Source organism: Thiomonas sp. (genome assembly GCF_034007205.1).
In the GTDB taxonomy this organism is placed as follows: Bacteria; Pseudomonadota; Gammaproteobacteria; order Burkholderiales; family Burkholderiaceae_C; genus Thiomonas.
Map to the genome: position 1 here is coordinate 14,177 of NZ_JAVERI010000008.1, position 19,699 is coordinate 33,875.

20 protein-coding genes are annotated in these 19,699 nt (G+C 64.0%); 18 read left to right on the forward strand and 2 right to left on the reverse strand.

Translation table 11 applies throughout. The features are described from left to right. The first annotated feature begins 476 nt into the window (after positions 1–476). The 10 genes from RBR52_RS08000 (at position 477) to RBR52_RS08045 (ending at position 9,107) form a co-directional block, all read left to right on the forward strand. Positions 477–953, forward strand: coding sequence for an ATP synthase subunit I (locus RBR52_RS08000; protein WP_320376682.1), 477 nt, complete (start codon positions 477–479; stop codon positions 951–953). 47 nt (positions 954–1,000) lie between these two features. Then, a complete protein-coding gene (gene atpB / locus RBR52_RS08005; RefSeq protein ID WP_320376683.1) occupies positions 1,001–1,855 on the forward strand; it encodes a F0F1 ATP synthase subunit A in 855 nt (284 codons plus the stop codon). Between the two features lie 76 nt (positions 1,856–1,931). Beyond that, positions 1,932–2,180 carry a F0F1 ATP synthase subunit C gene (gene atpE, locus RBR52_RS08010; RefSeq protein ID WP_013107156.1) on the forward strand — a complete coding sequence of 83 codons (249 nt, stop codon included), beginning with the start codon at positions 1,932–1,934 and terminating at the stop codon, positions 2,178–2,180. Between the two features lie 56 nt (positions 2,181–2,236). Beyond that, a complete protein-coding gene (locus tag RBR52_RS08015) occupies positions 2,237–2,707 on the forward strand; it encodes a F0F1 ATP synthase subunit B (RefSeq protein WP_320376684.1) in 471 nt (156 codons plus the stop codon). Positions 2,708–2,719: 12 nt separating this feature from the next. Further along, positions 2,720–3,259 (forward strand): F0F1 ATP synthase subunit delta, encoded by a 540-nt coding sequence (locus RBR52_RS08020; protein ID WP_320376685.1) that lies wholly within the window; start codon positions 2,720–2,722, stop codon positions 3,257–3,259. Between the two features lie 16 nt (positions 3,260–3,275). Further along, on the forward strand, positions 3,276–4,817 hold the full coding sequence (gene atpA / locus RBR52_RS08025) for a F0F1 ATP synthase subunit alpha (protein ID WP_320376686.1): 1,542 nt from the start codon (positions 3,276–3,278) through the stop codon (positions 4,815–4,817). Between the two features lie 63 nt (positions 4,818–4,880). Continuing rightward, positions 4,881–5,759: a F0F1 ATP synthase subunit gamma gene (gene atpG / locus RBR52_RS08030; protein WP_320376687.1), complete on the forward strand. Its 879-nt coding sequence runs from the start codon at positions 4,881–4,883 to the stop codon at positions 5,757–5,759. Between the two features lie 58 nt (positions 5,760–5,817). Next, positions 5,818–7,233, forward strand: coding sequence for a F0F1 ATP synthase subunit beta (gene atpD, locus RBR52_RS08035; RefSeq protein ID WP_320376688.1), 1,416 nt, complete (start codon positions 5,818–5,820; stop codon positions 7,231–7,233). A 175-nt stretch (positions 7,234–7,408) separates the two neighbouring features. Further along, complete coding sequence (locus RBR52_RS08040; protein ID WP_320376689.1) at positions 7,409–7,843, forward strand: F0F1 ATP synthase subunit epsilon; 435 nt, start codon at positions 7,409–7,411, stop codon at positions 7,841–7,843. Between the two features lie 106 nt (positions 7,844–7,949). Next, positions 7,950–9,107 (forward strand): septal ring lytic transglycosylase RlpA family protein, encoded by a 1,158-nt coding sequence (locus RBR52_RS08045; RefSeq protein ID WP_320376690.1) that lies wholly within the window; start codon positions 7,950–7,952, stop codon positions 9,105–9,107. A 104-nt stretch (positions 9,108–9,211) separates the two neighbouring features. On the opposite strand, the gene RBR52_RS08050 is transcribed toward RBR52_RS08045, so the two are convergent. Then, positions 9,212–9,685: a PsiF family protein gene (locus tag RBR52_RS08050; protein WP_413818309.1), complete on the reverse strand. Its 474-nt coding sequence runs from the start codon at positions 9,683–9,685 to the stop codon at positions 9,212–9,214. Between the two features lie 65 nt (positions 9,686–9,750). Here RBR52_RS08050 and argS point away from each other — a divergent pair, with 65 nt between their 5' ends. From argS to RBR52_RS08085, 7 genes are all read left to right on the forward strand, one after another. After that, positions 9,751–11,505, forward strand: coding sequence for an arginine--tRNA ligase (gene argS, locus RBR52_RS08055; protein WP_320376691.1), 1,755 nt, complete (start codon positions 9,751–9,753; stop codon positions 11,503–11,505). 52 nt (positions 11,506–11,557) lie between these two features. Then, a complete protein-coding gene (locus RBR52_RS08060; protein WP_320376692.1) occupies positions 11,558–12,184 on the forward strand; it encodes an SPOR domain-containing protein in 627 nt (208 codons plus the stop codon). Between the two features lie 35 nt (positions 12,185–12,219). Then, entirely contained in the window at positions 12,220–12,891 is a 672-nt protein-coding gene (locus RBR52_RS08065) for a thiol:disulfide interchange protein DsbA/DsbL (protein ID WP_320376693.1), read from the forward strand. Positions 12,892–13,016: 125 nt separating this feature from the next. Further along, positions 13,017–13,652: a lipopolysaccharide transport periplasmic protein LptA gene (gene lptA / locus RBR52_RS08070; RefSeq protein WP_320376694.1), complete on the forward strand. Its 636-nt coding sequence runs from the start codon at positions 13,017–13,019 to the stop codon at positions 13,650–13,652. A gap of 101 nt (positions 13,653–13,753) precedes the next feature. After that, positions 13,754–14,503, forward strand: a complete 750-nt coding sequence (lptB, locus tag RBR52_RS08075) for an LPS export ABC transporter ATP-binding protein (RefSeq protein ID WP_320376812.1) — start codon at positions 13,754–13,756, stop codon at positions 14,501–14,503. Next, positions 14,503–16,023: an RNA polymerase factor sigma-54 gene (locus RBR52_RS08080; protein WP_320376695.1), complete on the forward strand. Its 1,521-nt coding sequence runs from the start codon at positions 14,503–14,505 to the stop codon at positions 16,021–16,023. The genes lptB and RBR52_RS08080 overlap by 1 nt, the downstream gene beginning before the upstream one ends. A gap of 108 nt (positions 16,024–16,131) precedes the next feature. Beyond that, on the forward strand, positions 16,132–16,977 hold the full coding sequence (locus tag RBR52_RS08085; RefSeq protein WP_413818310.1) for a hypothetical protein: 846 nt from the start codon (positions 16,132–16,134) through the stop codon (positions 16,975–16,977). On the opposite strand, the gene RBR52_RS08090 is transcribed toward RBR52_RS08085, so the two are convergent. After that, the gene (locus RBR52_RS08090; protein WP_320376696.1) at positions 16,963–18,531 is read right to left on the reverse strand and encodes a CHAD domain-containing protein; all 1,569 of its coding nucleotides are present in this window, start codon (positions 18,529–18,531) and stop codon (positions 16,963–16,965) included. The genes RBR52_RS08085 and RBR52_RS08090 overlap by 15 nt on opposite strands. A gap of 161 nt (positions 18,532–18,692) precedes the next feature. On the opposite strand from RBR52_RS08090, the gene RBR52_RS08095 reads away from it, so the two are divergent. Next, entirely contained in the window at positions 18,693–19,613 is a 921-nt protein-coding gene (locus RBR52_RS08095) for a UDP-2,3-diacylglucosamine diphosphatase (RefSeq protein ID WP_413818311.1), read from the forward strand. Positions 19,614–19,699: the final 86 nt, after the last annotated feature.

The following is a 19,699-nucleotide window of genomic DNA, read 5'->3' on the forward strand; positions in this document are numbered from 1 at the left end:
AGATATAGCGTGAACAGGCCCTGGAATGAACTGCGGTCTCACAGGTGGCTGCAGCAGGGCGAAGGCGGTGGGCCGCATGGCAAAAAGGATGAACGCCATGCCACCCATCCAGACGATCGCGGCGACAAGATGCAAGAAGACCAGCAGAGCAACCATGAATGTTCCTGAAGTTGGGCGCCGTGCACGCAGGCACGAATCGAGGTCGGTGGCTGCGAGCCCGCCAACAAAATGACAGAATGTTGACCCGACACAATGTTAGATGTTGCGGCACGAAAAAAACTGGAACTGTATCCACTTTCCCCTATACTTTCGCCATTTGACCTGCGCGCCAATTGTTACCCGCCGCAACAACCGATCACTGGCTGCGAGAGGGTGGCGGACAGGCTTCAACCCATATTCAACGTAGTTTCAAACCAGGGGCTGGCCATAGAGTCGTCCGCATTGCTGATCTGAGTGTTTTCGCTTTGAACCAAACCGTGCCATCCATCGATCCCTGGAAAGACGAGCAAGACCTGCCGTCGGCAGCGCCCTTGACGCGCGCCGAAGCGCAGAGCCTGCTGCTGCGCAAGCCGCAGGTTTCCGTCTGGCGCGTGGTGGCGCTGCAGGCCGTGGTCGGTCTGGCGGTTGCCGTGGCGAGCTGGTTTTTTGCCGCGGGCGAGCTCTCGGTCGTCTGGTCTGCCCTGTACGGCGCGGCCATCATCGCCGTGCCCTCGGCGCTGTTCGCTCTGTCCATTCGGCTCTGGCTGTCCAGATTGAAACCCGGCGTGGCGGTTTACGGTTTTGCGCTGGGGGAATTGCTGAAAATCGGTTTGACCATCGTGCTTCTTTTTTTCGCGCCGCGCATCGTGCAGCCCCTGAGTTGGGCGGCGATGCTGATCGCAGTCGCCGTGACCTTGCAGGTGTACTGGGTCGCCTTGATTCTGCGCGGCAGGAAATCGTGTGGCGCAGCCTGATCCATTCAAGTCGTGCCGCGCTGGCGGCCCTCCATCATTAGTCGACCATGTCCGCAGAACAACACACCATCACCGCAGGCGAGTACATCGTTCACCACTTGACGCACTGGACCAGCGGTCCGCGTACCGGAGTGGTCGACTTTGGCATCATCGACATCGATTCCATCTTCTTTTCCGTGCTGCTGGGGGTGATTGCGTGCTATGTGCTGTGGCGCGTCGCCCAAAACATGACCAGCGGCAGGCCGGGGCGGATGCAGGCGGCGGTGGAGTTTCTGGTCGAGTTCGTCGACGAGCAGGCGCGCGGCATTGTGCGCAACGCCAAGTCGCGCGAGTTTGTGGCCCCGCTGGCGTTCATCTCGTTCGTCTGGATCGTGATGATGAACCTGATGGACCTGCTGCCGGTGGATCTGCTGCCGAGGCTGTGGCAGATGGCGCACCCCGGGGTCGATCCCGAGCATGTCTACCTGCGTGTCGTTCCCACTGCCGACCTGTCGATCTCGCTGGGCATGTCCATCACCATTTTGTTGCTCAGCCTGTATTACGGCATCAAGATCAAAGGCATCGGCGGCTGGGTGCATGAACTCTTCACGGCGCCGTTCGGCAATCATTTTCTGCTGTGGCCGCTGAACTTCGCCATGCAGATTCTCGAATATCTCGCCAAGACGCTTTCACACGGCATGCGGTTGTTCGGCAACCTCTATGCCGAAGAAATCCTGTTCATGATCATCGCCCTGATGGGTGCTGCCGGCTTGAGCAGTCTGACGGGCTGGGCGCTGTTTTTCGGCAACATCGCCGCCGGTCTGGCCTGGTCGATCTTCAGCCTGCTTGTCATCGTGCTGCAGGGTTTCATTTTCATGATGCTGGCGCTGGTGTACATCGGCCAGGCGCATGATCATCATTGATCGTTTCTGATCGCTTTTTTCCGATTTCTTTTCTCTTTCTTTTTCTCTTCAACTCTTCAACTCACTAGGAGCAAGCATGGAACACGTTCTCGGATATGTCGCACTGGCCGCGGGTCTGATCATTGGTCTGGGCGCCAATGGCGCCTGTATCGGTATCGGCATCATGGGCAGCAAATACCTCGAATCCGCCGCACGTCAGCCCGAGCTGATGAACGAACTGCAAACCAAGATGTTCCTGCTGGCCGGTCTGATCGACGCGGCCTTCCTGATCGGTGTCGGTCTGGCCATGATGTTCACCTTCGCCAACCCGTTCGTGCTGAAGTAATCCCCGCCTGATTCCAGCAACGATCCGTTCACCCATCTGAAGCAAAGGTTAGCGCCATGCATCTGGACGCAACACTCATTGCGCAGATCATCGTTTTCTTGCTGCTGGCGTGGTTCACGAAAAAATTCGTGTGGCCGCCCATCGTCAAGGCCCTCGATGAACGCGCAACAAAAATCGCCGACGGTCTGGCAGCCGCCGATCGCGCCAAGTCAGAACTCGCTTCGGCCAACCGCAAGGTCGAGGAAGAGCTGGCCCGCTCGCACCAGGAAAGCGCGGTTCGTCTGGCCGAGGCCGAGCGTCGTGCGCAGGCCGTGATCGAAGAGGCGCGCAAAAAGGCCGAGGAGGTCGCGGCGAACATCGTGGCGCAGGCCAGGTCGGAAGCCGATCAGCAGGCCGTCAAGGCGCGCGATCAGTTGCGCGATCAGGTCGCGGCGCTGGCGGTCAAGGGCGCCGAGGCCATTCTGCATCGCGAGATCAATCCGCAGGTGCATGCCGATCTGCTCAACCGGCTCAAGGCCGAGCTGTAATCGGAGCGCATCATGGCAGAACTCGCCACTATTGCCCGTCCCTACGCCGAAGCCGCTTTTGCCGCAGTACGAGACGCCGGCGTCCCGGCCGCGCAGGCTGCAGACATGCTGGATCAGATCGCGCAGATCGCCTCGGATCCCGCATTGCGCGACGTGATGGGCAGCCCCAGGGTCTCGGCGCGTCAGTTGGTCGATCTGGTTCTGGGTGCATTGCCCGATGCCGTGCCCCCTGCATTGAAGAATCTGGTCGAGATGCTGGCCGAGAACCGGCGCTTCGCAGCCGCCAGCCAGATCGCCGAACAGTTCCGTGCACTGAAGGACGAGGCAGAAGGCAGGGTCGAGGCCGTGGTGACCAGCGCCTTCCCGCTGGAAGGCGAGGCGCTCGATAGCCTGGTGCAGGCGCTCGAACGCAAATACGGCCGCAAGCTGCACGCCACCGTGGAAATCGACCCAATGCTCATCGGGGGAGTGCGCGTCGCCGTTGGTGACGAAGTGCTCGATACCTCGGTTCGCGCCCGGTTGGAGCAGATGAAAGTCGCTCTCACCGCTTAAGTCTCAAGAGGCTCCCATGCAACTCAATCCCGCAGAAATTTCCGAACTCATCAAGAGCCGTATCGAAGGCCTGGACGCCAGCGCCAATATCCGCAACGAGGGCACCGTCGTGTCCCTGACCGACGGAATTGCGCGCGTGCACGGGCTGTCCGACGTGATGCAGGGCGAAATGCTCGAATTCCCGAACAACACCTACGGCCTGGCGCTCAACCTCGAGCGCGACTCCGTCGGCGTGGTGATTCTGGGCCCTTACGAGCAAATCTCCGAAGGCGACACCGTCAAGTGCACCGGCGAGATTCTTTCCGTGCCCGTCGGCCCCGAACTGATCGGCCGCGTGGTCAATACCCTGGGCGTGCCCATCGACGGCAAGGGCCCGGTAGAAGCCAAGCAGCTCGACCCTATCGAAAAAATCGCCCCTGGGGTGATCTGGCGCCAATCCGTGTCGCAGCCGGTGCAGACCGGCATCAAGGCGATCGATGCCATGGTGCCCATCGGCCGCGGCCAGCGCGAGCTGATCATCGGCGACCGTCAGACTGGCAAGACGGCCGTGGCTGTCGACTCGATCATCAGCCAGAAGGGCAAGGACCTGATCTGCATCTATGTCGCCATCGGTCAGAAAGCCTCGACCATCGCCAACGTGGTGCGCAAGCTGCAGGAATTCGGCGCGATGGACTACACCATCGTCGTGGCCGCCTCGGCTTCCGATTCCGCCGCGATGCAGTACCTGGCGCCTTACGCAGGCTGCACCATGGGCGAGTATTTCCGCGATCGCGGTCAGGACGCACTGGTGATCTACGACGATCTGACCAAGCAGGCCTGGGCCTATCGCCAGATCTCGCTGCTGCTTCGCCGCCCGCCAGGGCGTGAAGCCTATCCCGGCGACGTGTTCTACCTGCACAGCCGCCTGCTCGAACGCGCCGCCCGCGTCAGCGCCGAGTACGTCGAGAAATTCACGAATGGTGAAGTCAAGGGCAAGACCGGTTCGCTCACCGCATTGCCGATCATCGAAACGCAGGCCGGCGATGTGTCCGCGTTCGTGCCGACCAATGTGATCTCGATCACCGACGGCCAGATCTTCCTCGAAACCGATCTGTTCAACGCCGGCGTGCGTCCCGCGATCAACGCCGGTGTGTCGGTGTCGCGGGTGGGTGGTGCGGCGCAGACCAAGATCATCAAAAAGCTCTCGGGCGGCATCCGCACCGACCTGGCGCAGTACCGCGAGCTGGCGGCCTTCGCGCAGTTCGCTTCCGACCTCGACGAAGCCACCCGCAAGCAGCTCGAACGCGGCCGTCGCGTCGTTGAACTGCTCAAGCAGCCGCAGTATCAGCCCGCGCAGGTCTGGCAGATGGCGGCTTCGCTCTACGCGGTGAACAACGGCTATCTCGACGATCTGGATGTGAAGCAGGTGCTGCCTTTCGAGAAGGGGCTGCACGATCATCTGCAGACCCAGCACGCCGCCCTGGTGCAAAGCATCGAATCGGCCAAGGATCTTTCCAAGGACGACGAAGCCAAGCTCAAGGATGCGATCGCCGAATTCAAGAAAAACGGTGCGTACTAATTCATTCCATGACGGACGAGACCGGCGGGCCGAAGCCTTTCGGTCTGACCCAGGAGTAATTCAATGGCTGGAATGAAAGAAATTCGCGTCAAGATCAAGAGTGTGCAAAACACACGCAAGATCACCAAGGCGATGGAAATGGTGGCCGCATCCAAGATGCGCAAGGCCCAGGAACGCATGCGCGCGGCACGACCCTATGGCGATACCGTGCGCATCATCGCGGGCGATCTGCGCCAGGCCAACCCGGAATACACCCATCCCTTCCTGATCAAGCGCGAGCCGATCAAGCGCGTCGGCCTCATTCTGGTGACGACGGACAAGGGGCTTTGCGGCGGTTTGAACACCAACATCACCCGCATGGCGCTGGGGAGAATCAAGGAATGGCAGGCCGACGGCGTGCAGATCGAATGCTGCGCCATTGGCAACAAGGGCCTGCAGTTCCTGCAGCGCCTGGGTCTGCATATCACGTCGCACGCCGTGCAGCTCGGCGACAAGCCGCATCTGGAAAAGCTGATCGGGCCGGTCAAGGTCATGCTCGACGCCTACCAGGAAGGCAAGCTCGACGCGGTCTACCTGGCGTTCAGCCGCTTCGTCAACACCATGAAGCAGGCGCCGGAAATCGAGCCGCTGGTCCCGCTGCCCGCACACGCCCTGGCCGTCAAGGCGGGAGAGGAAAAGTCGCATAGCTGGGATTACATCTACGAGCCCGACGCCAAGCCGGTGATCGATGCCCTGCTGGTGCGTTACATCGAGGCATTGATCTATCAGGCAGTGGCCGAAAACATGGCCTGTGAGCAATCGGCGCGGATGGTGGCGATGAAATCGGCCTCCGACAATGCCAAGAGCGTGATCGGCGAGTTGCAGCTCGTCTACAACAAGAGCCGACAGGCGGCGATCACCAAAGAACTTTCGGAAATCGTGAGCGGAGCCGCCGCGGTCTGACGCGGCCCGGATCCGACCCCCAACCCGGCCAACCGGATTCAAACCATTGGAGAGCAATATGACGACGGCTCAAGCGCAAGGCAAGATCGTGCAGTGCATCGGCGCTGTGATCGATATCGAGTTTCCCCGAAACGCCATTCCCAAGGTGTACGACGCCCTGGCTCTGGCCGAAGACAATGAGCACAGCCTGGCCGAAAAAGGCCTGACCTTCGAGGTGCAGCAGCAGATCGGCGACGGCGTGGTGCGCACCATCGCGATGGGCGCAAGCGACGGGCTGCGCCGCGGCATGCGAGTGAACAATACCGGAAGGCCGATCGAAGTGCCGGTCGGCCCGGCCGTGCTGGGCCGCATCATGGACGTGCTGGGTCGCCCCATCGACGAAGCCGGTCCCATCGCCACCGAAGAGCGCCGCTCGATTCACCAGTCGGCGCCGAAGTTCGATGACCTGTCTCCTTCGGTCGATCTGCTCGAGACCGGCATCAAGGTGATCGACCTGGTCTGCCCCTTCGCCAAGGGCGGCAAGGTCGGGCTGTTCGGCGGCGCCGGCGTGGGCAAGACCGTGAACATGATGGAACTCATCAACAACATCGCCAAGCAGCACAGCGGCCTGTCGGTGTTTGCCGGCGTCGGCGAGCGCACCCGCGAGGGCAACGACTTCTATCACGAAATGAAGGAGTCGAACGTGCTCGACAAGGTCGGGATGGTGTTCGGCCAGATGAACGAGCCGCCGGGCAACCGCCTGCGCGTGGCGCTGACCGGCCTGACCATGGCCGAGCGCTTCCGCGACGAAGGCCGCGACATCCTGTTTTTCGTCGACAACATCTACCGCTACACCCTGGCCGGAACCGAAGTGTCGGCGCTGCTCGGGCGCATGCCGTCCGCGGTGGGCTATCAGCCGACGCTGGCCGACGAAATGGGCAAGCTGCAGGAGCGCATCACCTCGACCAAGACCGGCTCCATCACTTCCATCCAGGCGGTGTACGTGCCCGCGGACGACCTGACCGACCCGTCTCCCGCGACCACCTTCAACCACCTCGACGCCACCGTGGTGCTGAGCCGCGACATCGCCTCGCTGGGCATCTACCCGGCCGTCGATCCGCTCGACTCGACCAGCCGCCAGATCGACCCCAACGTCATCGGCGAAGAGCACTACTCCACCACCCGCGCGGTGCAGGGCATCCTGCAACGCTACAAGGAACTGCGCGACATCATCGCCATCCTGGGCATGGACGAACTCTCTCCGGAAGACAAGCAGGCCGTGGCACGGGCGCGCAAGATCCAGCGTTTCCTGTCGCAGCCCTTCCACGTGGCCGAAGTGTTCACCGGATCGCCCGGCAAATACGTGCCGTTGAAGGAAACCATCCGCGGCTTCAAGATGATCGTGAACGGCGAGTGCGACGCGCTGCCCGAGCAGGCGTTCTACATGGTCGGCACCATCGACGAAGCCTTCGAAAAGGCCAAGAAGCTCAGCTAAGCCAGAGAGCGCCCCCAGAACCTGCTGCATTCGCGTCAGGCCCTCCGAGGGGGATGAGAAAACTTGGGGTGGCCCTGTGTTTTCTCATGAGCTTGAGGCGATCCCATCCGGCGCGGTCTGCCCAAACGGACCGACAGCCGGAGCCTGAAACCGCATCACGTTCCGGATTGAAGCCATGAACACCATCCATGTCGACGTCGTCAGTGCCGAGGAGTCCATCTTCTCCGGCGAGGCGCGTTTTGTCGCCCTTCCCGGCGAATCGGGTGAGCTGGGCATTCTGCCCGGCCACACCCCGTTGATCACCCGCATCAGGCCCGGCTCGGTGCGCATCGAGCTGGCCGAAGCCAATGCCGCAGGCGGCAAGGAAGAATTCGTTTTCGTCGCCGGCGGCATTCTCGAAGTGCAGCCCAAGCGCGTCACCGTCCTGGCCGACACGGCCATTCGCGGCAAGGACCTCGACGAAGCCAAGGCCAACGAGGCGCTCAAGGCCGCTCAGGAAGCGCGTGCCCATGCCAAAGAGGCACAGGACGTCGCCGTGGTCGAGGGCGAACTCGCCATGCTGGCAGCGCAGCTCGCTGCCATTCGCAAGCTCCGCGGCCGCTCGCACTGAACGGCGCTCAGCACTGTTGCAAAAGAACAGCCCGCCCATGCGGGCTGTTCTTTTTTGGGCTTCATCGCCCTACGATGCATAGGATGGGGCAAGACGGAGTCGGCGAATGAATGCAGGTCAGCTTGCAAGGAAGGCAAACCTGGAAGTTTCAGGCCTGCTTGAAGGACGCAAGCATGGGCCACTGATTGCCGCAACCCTGCTGCTGGGATTGGCCCTGGGAGGCTGCGCCAGTGCGCCTTCGCGCAGTGTGGCGAGCGGGGAGCCGGTCAACGCACAGGCGGGTTGCCATGCGCCGCCGCCCAATCTGCGCGCAGCCTATAACCGCACCTATACCGTACATGGCCGCAGCTATACGCCCTTGCGCAGCGCGGACGGCTATGACGAGGTCGGCATCGCTTCCTGGTATGGCTGGGAGTCCGGCACGACCACCTCGATGGGCATGCGTTTCAACCCGCGCGGATTCACGGCAGCGAGCCGCGTTCTGCCGCTGCCGACCTGTGTGCAGGTGACCAATCTGGACAACGGACTGAGTGCCCTGGTGCTGGTCAATGATCGCGGCCCGTTTGTCAGCGGGCGCCTGCTCGATCTGTCGATGGGCGCCGCGCAGGCCCTGGGTGTGACCCGAACGGGAACGGCGCGCGTGCGCGTCGTGGCCTTGCCCGAGGGTGCGAACGCGCCCTTGCAGTTCGCTCAGGCGGCTGCGCCGCAGACCCCGCAAACCCTTACTATGCCGGCCGCCGTCCCGCAGCACATTCCGTTGCCGGATCAGTCAAAGTTTGCTCCGCAACAGTTCGCCACTCAGCCCGTCGCCCCGGTGCCGGAGTCCATCGAAGTGCAGACCTTGCCGCCGCTCAAGTCGCCTTCCGCGCCGGGCGCTATCGGGCCGCAAACTCCGGCCTCTGGCGCAGGCGCGAGCGCGCAGCCTTCCATGCCCCAGCCCGCACCGACCTTGCCCGTCACCTCGCCGCAGGTCGCGGCAACCGGCTCGGCGCAGGCCGACCAGGCGATGGCGCCCGCGCCCTCCGCTTCGCCTCTGAACTATGTGCAGACCGGCGCCTTCATCCTCCAAGCCAACGCCGAGTCGGAGAAAGCGCGCCTGCAGGCTGCAGGCATAGCCGACGTGCTGGTGGTGCCGGGTTACATACGCGGGCAAACCTTCTATCGCGTCCAGATCGGACCGCTCGCGGGCGTTGCGCCGGATGCCACCCTCGTGCAGCAGTTGCTGGGACTGGGACTGCGCAACTTTTCCGTCGTGCAGCAGTAGCCCAGCCCGTCAACCCGACGAATGAAAACGCACCCGAAGGTGCGTCGTCTAAAGCGTCCACCAAGGCGGGGTCGCGGGATGAACCCAGGCTTCTGGCGAGGCAATCACTTCTTGCGCAGGCACTCGCTCATGAATTTCTTGCGCTCTTCGCCCTTCATGCCCTTGGCTTTGGCATCCTTGCTGCAAAGCGACATTCTCTGTTGCTGAGGGGTCAGTTTTTTCTCGCCCGCAGCAGCCTTGTGCTCAGCTTGGCGCTCGGCTTTGTGTTCAGGCATGGCCGCTTGTTGGGGCGCCTGGGCAGCGGCGGGCTTGCTGGCCAGACACTCTTTCATGAAGGCCTTGCGGGCCTCACCGGTCTTGCCGGTGGCTTCCTTGTTGCATTGGGCCATGCGGCTTTGCTGCGGGGTGCCTTGCGCTTGAGACAGCATGGGCAGGGCCAGCAGGCCAAGGGCAAGACCGAGGGTGGCGATCAGTTTGTTCATGATTTCTCCAAGTTGTGTTGTTACAAGTGGTATTGTTGCCGGACAGCCGTGCAATACAAGGTCGCAAACCGGCAAATCATTACACCATACGGTCATGAAGGCGCGCAGACCGGCGGCAGACTCATAAAATGCCGATTTTGCGTCTTCACAACTTTTCCATAATGATCGAATTCACCGCGCGGTTGACCATCGCGCTGCAACGGGCCGCTTGCGCCTTGCTGCCGGAATTTTCAGGCACTGTCGAACTCAGCCGCCCGCGCAGCGATGACCATGGCGAACTGGCCAGCAATCTGGCGATGCAACTGGCCAGGCCACTCAAGCGCAATCCGCGCGAGGTGGCGCAGCACATCATTGCCGCGCTGACCTCCGAGCCCGATCTGGCTTCGGGCATCGCCCGCACCGAAATCGCCGGGCCCGGTTTCATCAATTTCCACCTCAAGCCCGCGGTGCTGCAGCAGGTGATCCTGGAGGTGGAGCAGGTTGGCGCGGCGTTTGGACATTCGCGTGCCGGGTGCGGGCAGCCCATGCTGGTGGAGTTCGTTTCGGCCAACCCGACCGGGCCGCTGCACGTGGGACATGGACGCCAGGGGGCGCTGGGCGATGCCATCGCCGCCGTGCTCGCCACGCAGGGCTGGGCGGTGCAGCGCGAGTTTTATTACAACGACGCCGGGGTGCAGATCCAGACGCTCGCCTTGTCGGTGCAGGCCAGGGCGCGCGGTTTCAAGCCCGGCGATGCGCAGTGGCCCGAGTCGGCCTACAACGGCGACTACATCGCCGACATCGCGCAGGATTTTCTGGCGCGCGAGTCGGTGCCTGACGATCAGGGCAGGCCCATCGTCGCCAGCGGGCAGACCGACGATCTGGACAATATCCGCCGCTTCGCCGTGGCGTACCTGCGCCGCGAACAGGATCTCGACCTCAAGACCTTCGGCATTCGTTTCGACACCTATTACCTCGAATCCAGCCTGTACGCCGATGGCCGGGTCGAGGAAACGGTCAAGCGGCTGCAGGCTTCCGGGCACACCTACGAACAGGACGGCGCGCTGTGGCTGCGCACCACCGAGTTCGGTGACGACAAAGACCGCGTGATGCGCAAGTCCGACGGCACCTACACCTACTTCGTTCCCGACGTGGCCTATCACCTGGCCAAATGGCAGCGCGGATTTCACCACGCGGTGAACATCCAGGGGTCGGATCACCACGGCACCATAGTCCGGGTGCGCGCCGGGTTGCAGGCGCTGGACCTGGGCATTCCCGCGAGCTATCCCGACTATGTGCTGCACAAAATGGTCACGGTGATGCGCGGCGGGCAGGAAGTGAAAATTTCCAAGCGTGCAGGCAGCTATGTGACCGTGCGCGACCTGATCGAATGGTCCGGCGGCGTGCGCGAGGACATGAGCGATGCCGAGCGGCAGGCCGCGCTGCAGCGCGGGCGCGACGCCGTGCGCTTTTTCCTCGTTTCGCGCAAGGCCGATACCGAATTCGTGTTCGACGTCGATCTCGCCCTGGCGCAAAGCGATGAAAACCCGGTCTACTACGTGCAATATGCCCATGCCCGGGTGAATTCGGTGTTCGAACAATGGGCCGCCCGCGCCCCGCAGGACGCGGCGCAGCCCGCGCTGCTGGATCAGGCCGATCTGTCCCGGCTCACCGCACCGCGCGAACGCGCGCTGCAACTTGCCCTGGCGCGTTATCCGCAGGTCCTGGCCACCGCCGCGCAGGAGCTTGCTCCCCATCAGGTGGCCTTCTATCTGCGCGATCTGGCTGCGGATTTTCACGCTTTCTACAACGCCGAGCGCGTGCTGGTCGACGAACTGCCGCTGCGGCATGCGCGCCTGCGCCTGCTGCGCGCCGTGCGTCAGGTGATGCACAATGCACTGGCCGTGCTCGGCGTGAGCGCGCCGCTGCGCATGTAAGCGCCGCAACGCTTCCGCCAGGCTTCATCGACAACGCATACTCCTGCCCTTCATGTCCAAACGCACCCCACTTCACCGCCAGTTCGGCGACACCGTGATCGGCCTGATCGCCGGTCTGGTCATCGGTCTGGCGATCGCACTCGGCGTTGCGCTCTACATCACCAAGGCGCCATTGCCCTTCATGAACCGATTCCAGGAACGCCCCGGCAATGCGGCATCCGGGAGCGGCAACTGGAACCCCAATCAGGGGCTGAGCGGCGCAACCGCCACACCGCCCGCGGGCAGCGGCTCCATGCCCGTGACGGTGGCGAGCAGGCCGCTCTCGCCTCAGGCGCTGGCCAGACTGGGGCAACCCGCACCGCTAGCGTCCCAGGCCGCAGCGGCTGCAGGCCCTGGCGGCATGACGAGCCCGGCAACATCGGCCAGGCCCGCCGCGCAGGGTACGGTGCAATATGTGCTGCAGGTCGGCGCCTACAGCACACGCGAAGACGCCGAGCGCCAGCGCGCCAAGGTGGCCCTGACCGGGCAGGAGGCGCATGTCGATGAGCGAGTTGTCAACGGGCGCACCCTTTACCGCGTTCGCTTGGGGCCGTTCACCTCGGCGCAGCAGGCCGAGCAAACGCAGAAACTTCTGGGCGACAACGGCATTCAAACCGCCCTGGTGCGTCTGGGTACATAAAACCCTTCATTCATTCTCAAACCAAAGGATGTCTCATGTTGCAACGCTGGCTTTCCGTGGTGTTCATGGCGTTTTCTATGGGCCTGTTCGCCGCAGGCGCGCAGGCGCAGACCCCCGCCAGGAGCAGCCCGTTCCACGAGGGCTTTGCCTACAACCGTCTGGCCGTGCCGCAGCCGGTGAGCCCGGCGGACAAGATCGTGGTGTATGAATTTTTCTGGTACGACTGCCCGCACTGCGCCGACTTCGATCCCCTGCTCGAAGCCTGGCAGAAAAAACTGCCGCCTGACGTCGTGCTCGAACGCGTCCCCGTCGCTTTTTCTCCCCAGTTCGTGCCGCAACAGCATCTCTATTACGCCCTGAAGGCGCTGGGCAAGCTCGATGATGCGATGCAGGCCAGGATTTTCAACGCCATCCACAAACAGCACATTCCCTTGGGTACGGCCGATCAGATGGCCAACTGGCTGGCGCAGCAGGGCATTGCGAAAAAGACTTTTCTCGATGCCTACAACTCGTTCGGCGTGAATGCCCAGGTCCGGCAAGCCACGCAGATGGTGACCGATTACCAGATCCAGGGTGTGCCGACCATGGCGGTTCAGGGTATGTACACGACCTCGGCGGCTTTGCCTGAGGCCAATAACAACGAGAAGGTGCTCGAAGTCGTCGATTACCTCATCAACAAGGTGCGAGAGCAGCAGAAAAAGAAGTAAGCGTCTCCTCCCATCACAACAGCAAACTGCCCGCGGTATGCGGGCAGTGTGGTTTTGAGCACCGCCAATTTGTGCTGCGGGGCTGCGCGGCCTTGCCCTAGAATGAACCGAATGAAGCAAAACCCATGCCGATGAAACGATTGGCCCGATTCCTGTTGTTGACCCTGCTGTGTGCGCCAGGTCTGGCGCTGCCCGTGCTTGCGGCACAGACCGACCGGAACCAGCCGATTCACATCGAGGCGGACGCCATGCGTTACGACGACGTGCATCAGACCAGCGTGTTCACCGGCAATGTGGTCGTCACCAAGGGATCCCTCGTGTTGCGCGCCGCAACCGTGGACGTGCGCCAGGCGCCGGACGGCTACCAGTATGCGACGGCGATCGCCGCGCCGGGGCAGTTGGCCACTTTTGCGCAGCAACTCGATGCGGCGCCCGGGCAGCCGACGCAGACGCTGGATGGGGCCGCGCAGCGCATCGAATACGACGGCAAGACCGATGTCGTTACCCTGCGCGGTCAGGCCGTGCTCAGCCGTCTGATCGACGGCAAACTGGTCGACCGCGGTCAGGGCAATGTGATCGCCTACAACCGCATCACCGATGTGTTCACCATTGAAGGCGGAGCGCAGGGCGCTTCGGCCACCAATCCCGGTGGCCGGGTGCGGATGATGTTGACGCCGCAGCCTGCCGCGCCCGCCGCATCGGCGGCGCCAAGGTCGCCCCCCGCGCTCCGGGTCGCGCCCAGGCTGGAGACGCAGCCTTGAGCGCGCAGGTTCATTCTGCCAGGCAGACCGTGGTGCGGGGCGGACTCGATCCCGTCGCCCCGGCGCAGGCGCCGCGTCCGACATCAGCCCGTGCGACCCGCGTGGCCACCGGCTCTGAACTGGATGTTCAGCATCTGCAGAAGCGCTATGCCGGCCGGCAGGTGGTGCGCGACGTGAGCTTCAGCGTGCGCTGCGGCGAGGTCGTCGGCCTGCTGGGGCCGAACGGCGCGGGCAAGACCACTTCGTTCTACATGATCGTCGGCCTGGTGCGGCCCGATGCGGGTCGCATCCATATCGACGGCCAGGACGTGACCGACCTGCCCATGCATCGCCGCGCCCGCATGGGGCTGTCGTATCTGCCGCAGGAGGCGTCCATCTTTCGCCGCATGACCGTGGCCGAGAACGTGCGGGCCGTGCTGGAACTGCAGCACGACGCGCAGGGGCGGCGCCTGGGCAAGGCCGAAATCCGCGAACGCGAAGAGCATCTCCTGCGCGAGCTTCATGTCGAGCATCTGCGCGACAGCCCCGCGCCCGCATTGTCGGGCGGCGAGCGGCGGCGGGTGGAAATCGCCCGCGCCCTGGCCACGCAGCCGCGCTTCATCCTGCTCGACGAGCCTTTCGCCGGGATCGACCCCATAGCGGTCATCGAAATCCAGCGCATCGTGCAGTTCCTGAAAGAGCAGGGTATCGGCGTGCTGATCACCGACCACAATGTGCGCGAAACCCTGGGCATCTGCGACGCCGCCTGCATCATCAGCGAAGGGCAGGTGCTGGCGCAGGGCGATCCGCAATCCATCATCGACAACCCCGCGGTGCGCAAGGTGTACCTCGGTGAAAACTTCCGCATGTGATGAAGCCGTCGCTGAATCTGCGTCTGTCCCAGCATCTCGCGCTCACGCCGCAGTTGCAGCAGTCCATCCGGCTGCTGCAACTCTCCACCCTCGAACTCACGCAGGAAATCGAGGGGCTGCTCGAATCCAATCCCTTTCTCGAACCCGAAGAAGAGCAAGACGCGCCGGCCACCTCATCGACGGCCGAGACACCCGTGGCGCCGACGCCCGACGTTCCCCAGATTGCCGTCGAAGGGCATGACCCCGTTGCCGAACCCGCTGCCGAGCTGCGGCTCGATACGCAGGACTGGACGGCCAGCAGCGGCGAAACCGATCACGGCGCCGATACCGATGCCGACGCCGACTCCTGGGTCGGTTCGGGCCAGTCCGCCAGCGGGGGTGGGGGTGACGACGATGAATTCAGTGCGCTCGACATCGCCTGCGGACACCTCGATCTGCGCGACCACCTGCGCTCGCAACTGGCCGGGCTCGCGCTGAGCGCGACCGACCGCGCGGCCGCCGAAGCCATCATCGACTCGCTCGACGACGACGGGTATTTGCCCGACACCCCGCAGGAACTGGCGCAGGCCCTCGCCCCGGCGGCGGATGCCGAGCAGATCGAAGACCTGGCCGATGCGCTGACCACGGCCATGCGCCTGATTCAGAGTTTCGACCCCGCAGGCGTTGCCGCCCGCGATCTTCCCGACTGCCTCCGTCTGCAACTTCAGCGCCAGCCGCCCTGTCCGGTGCGCGACCTCGCCTTGCAGATTTGTCGCGGCGGACATCTCGACCTGCTCGCGCGCCGCGACTGGCGCAGGCTCGAACGCCAGCTTCAGGCCGATGAAGCCGCGCTGCGTCAGGCGCAGCAACGCATCGCCCAGCTCGATCCGCATCCCGGCGGCGCCTTTCGCCGCGATGACGCGCAGGCGGTGACCCCCGACGTGATCGCCCGCAAGACGCCGCAAGGCTGGGTGGCGCAGCTCAACGCCGAGGTCATGCCCAGGCTGCGGGTGAACCAGATTTACGCCGATGCCCTGCGCCGCGCACGCGACAGCGGCGGTGCCATGCAGGGGCAGCTTCAGGAGGCGCGCTGGTTCGTGAAAAACGTGCAGCAGCGTTTCGAAACCATCCAGCGCGTGGCTCAGACCATCGTCGAGCGCCAGCAGCGGTTTTTCGACTACGGCCCCGTGGCCATGCGGCCCATGGTGCTGCGCGAAATCGCCGACGAACTCGGGCTGCACGAATCGACCATCTCGCGCGTGACCACGCAGAAATTCATGCTCACGCCGTTCGGTACCGTCGAGTTGAAGTATTTCTTCGGTTCCGGGCTGAGCACCGAGGCGGGCGGGAACACCTCGTCCACCGCGGTACGCGAACTCATCCGCCGTCTTGTCGCAGAGGAAGACAGCACAAAGCCGCTGTCGGACAGCGAACTCGCCGAGCGCCTGACGCAGCAAGGCGTGCAGGTGGCGCGGCGCACCGTGGCGAAGTACCGCGAGGCGCTGCGCATACCGCCAGCAAACCTGCGCAAAAGCGCATAGTTTTCCCGGCGGGGCGCTCACCCTGCGCTAAGTCGCCCGCTCCAGAATGCCGTTGTCGCGCCCCACGCGATCCCACGACAACACCAAACAGCATTCAGGGAGTTCATCATGCAAAACGCAGCAACAGCCGCGCGACCCTCTGCGCAACCCCCCGCGCAACCCGATTGGGCGCTGGCGGTCAAGGTTCCGGTGGTCATCACCCTCTATTTCTGGTTGATCAAGATCATGGCCACCACGGTGGGCGAAACCGCCGCGGACTATCTGGCCGTCGATCTGCATCTGGGGCTGGTCGCCACCAGCGTGGTGATGACGGTCTTGTTCGTTGCCGTGCTCACGGCGCAGATGCGCGCCCGCCGCTACGTTCCGTGGCTTTACTGGTTGACCGTGACCCTCATCAGCGTGGTGGGCACGCTGGTCACCGACAATCTGACCGATCAGTTGGGCGTGCCGCTGCCAGTGAGTACGGCCTTGTTCGCCGCGGCCTTGATGGCGACGTTCATGTTCTGGTGGTTCAGCGAACGCAGCCTGTCGATCCACAGCATCGGCACGCCTCGGCGCGAAGCGTTCTACTGGGCGGCCATCCTGTTCACCTTTGCGCTGGGTACTGCCGGAGGCGATCTGGCCGCCGAGCGGCTGCAGCTCGGCTATGCGATGTCGGCCGTGCTGTTCGGCGGTGCCATCGCGTTGACGGCGGCGGCCTACTACCTCTTCAAGGTCAGCGCCGTGACCACGTTCTGGGTCGCCTACATCCTCACCCGGCCGCTGGGCGCGACGTTGGGTGACTGGTTGTCCAAACCCGGCGCCGAAGGGGGGCTCGGTCTGGGGACGATGGGAACCAGCGCCCTGTTCCTGCTGGCCATTCTGTCCCTGGTGATCTACCTCACCGCGACGCGGCGAGACCAGTTGCAGGAGGGCCAACAGGGCGATCGGCAGGAGGAATCATCCCTCGCTTGACTTCATGCGGGCGGCGTGGAGCGCGCGCTTCAAGCCGTCGCTGGCCAGTCTGAAGGCATCGAGTACGCCTTGCTCGCTGAAGGCATCGGACTGGGGCGGGAGAATGACCTGGTCGCTGGCAGTCCAGCGCGCCAGCCGCAGCATGTCGAGCGCTTCGCCCAGATCGGATTGCAGCGCGCTGGTGAGTTTGAGCCAGGCCTTCCCTTCGTCGCCCAGAGCGGAGCCGACCCAGGGGGCCAGCCATTCCAGCGCGTAGCGCAATTGCTTGGCGCGCAGGCGCAGGGTGTGCAGCGCGCTCCAGGGGGCGTCGAGCGGCGTGGCGGCAAAGCCGTCCCAGATCGCCAGCAGTTCGGCCCAGCGCTGCGGATGCAAATGCAGATCGTCGCTGTGAAAGCGCAGCAGCCGCCTGGCAAGCTGTTCGGTGGACACCTCGACAGCGATGATGCTCCCGCTGCTCCAGCACTCCGCCCAGCGCGCCTGAGCCAGCAGCACGCGGCCGAAACGCGCACTGCGCAGGTAACTCAGCAGGGCCTGAAGACGCGCGGTGCGGCGCTGGAGCAGGCCTGCGTACACGGGGGATGAGCCTTGCGCCTGGCCCTGCGCGCGGGCCAGTTCGAGGCAGACGTCGACATCGCGCACCGCGCCCAGGAGCTGCCCGGCCCAGCGCCATTCGCCGCGCAGCCAGCGGCAGGCGGCGCGCTGCGACTTCGGGCCTGTGGTCTGGAGCAAACGCAGCAGCACACGCAGACGGCGCAATTGCAGTCGCATCTGGTGCACGGTCTCGGCTTGGGTTTGCTCGCGCAGCAGGTCGGCGCCGACGGCAATCACCGCGGCGGCCTGGTGGAGCACGTCGGCCACAGCCTGCCCGCCCTGCGCATGCGGGGGCAGTTCGCGGGCCACAGCGGGCAGTTGCAGCGTGATCTCGCCTGCGGCGATGGCGGCGAGCTGGACCTTGCTGACCGGAGAGATCAGCAGCGGCAGGTCTTGCGCCAGGGTCCAGGCGAGATCGAAGGCGTGGGGCCAATGGCCGTCGATGAACTCGATCTCCAGTTCGCTGATCGGCAGACTGGGCGCCTCCGGGGTGGTGCCGCCCAGCGCCTGCCCGTGGTCGAGGCAGACTTCGAGCTGCGAGCCTTCCCATTCGACCTGCCAGACGGTGCGTTGCACCCGCGTGCCCAGCACGGCGCGCAACTGGCCGGCGAGGGCCTCAACGTCGCCCAGGCTGGACAGCGGCGTGTCGCTCAGGCGTTGCAGCGAAGCGGCATTGGGCGTGTCGGCGTCGATGTCGAATTCCCACTCGCCACGCGCGAGTTGCAAACCCGCGGCTGGACTGCTTTTCAGAGTGAGGACGCGCCGCCCGTCGCCCGCATGCCGCACGCGCAGAGCCATTCCGGCTTGACGCAAGGTGTGCTCCGGCGTGTCGAAGTACCAGCTCTGCAGCGTCTGCACGCGCGGCGCCTGCGCCATCGACAGCAGAACGGGATGGCTGCGCACGGTGTCGTGCAGGGTGGGATCGAGCCGGAATTTGAGTTCGCGTTCCGGTTCCTGACTCATGGCGGGATATTCTGAGGAAGGTGAGCGCGTCATTTGACTCGCTCACTGCGTGGGAAACAAGTCACCGTGTCAGGCGGGCCGCGAATTTTTTCGTGACATTCACCTGTTTGACATATTAGGGCTATGCAATGCGCGGCATGGTGATCCAAACCCTGTCCCGAATGATGCGCACCAGTGCTGTGCTCTCCCAAGATGGCGCCCCGGCGCAGGCGCTGCAGGACGCTGCACAGAGCGACGCCTCTCAAGGCGACGGCGAGCCGGTCATGAAGTGGCGCACCCTGTGGCTGTCGGACATCCACCTGGGCACGCGCGACTGCAAGGCGCCGCAACTGCTCGAATTCATACGCCATTGCGGCGCCGACACCATCTATCTGGTGGGCGACATCATCGACGGCTGGCAGCTCAAGAAAAAGGGCATCTACTGGCCGCAGTCGCACAACGACGTGGTGCAGAAGCTGCTGCGCAAGGCGCGCAAGGGCACGCGGGTGGTGTTCGTGCCAGGCAACCATGACGAATTCGCACGGCCCTACGACGGCCTGCATTTCGGCGGCATCGAGGTCATCAACCAGGTGCGGCACGTCACCGCCGACGGTCGCACCCTGCTCGTCGTGCACGGCGATCTGTTCGACAGCGTGGTGCTGTACGCCAAGTGGCTGGCGCACCTGGGCGACGCCGCCTATATGTTCACCCTCAAACTCAACCGCTGGTTCAACCAGGTGCGGCTCAGGCTCGGCCTGCCGTACTGGTCGCTGTCGCAGTATCTCAAGCACAAGGTCAAGGCGGCGGTGAACACCATCTCCAGCTTCGAGACCCTGCTCAGCGACGAGGCGCGGCGCCAGCAATGCGACGGCGTGGTCTGCGGCCACATTCACCGCGCCGAGCTGCGCTGCGAAGACCATCTGATCTACGCCAACTGCGGCGACTGGGTGGAAAGTCTCACCGCGCTGGCCGAAGACTTCGATGGGCGGCTCAAGCTGCTGCACTGGAACGCCGGGCTGCAGGTGCTGGCGGAGCTGGCGCCGAAGACCGCAGCGCACCCCGCCCAAGCCCAACCGGTTCACGCACAACCCGCCCACGCATGATCGCCTCTGCTGTCGTTGCTCCTGACGTTTCCCCTGTGCTCCCCCACAGGGACGCTGCGGCCGAAAAGCCCTGGCCTCCCGCTGCC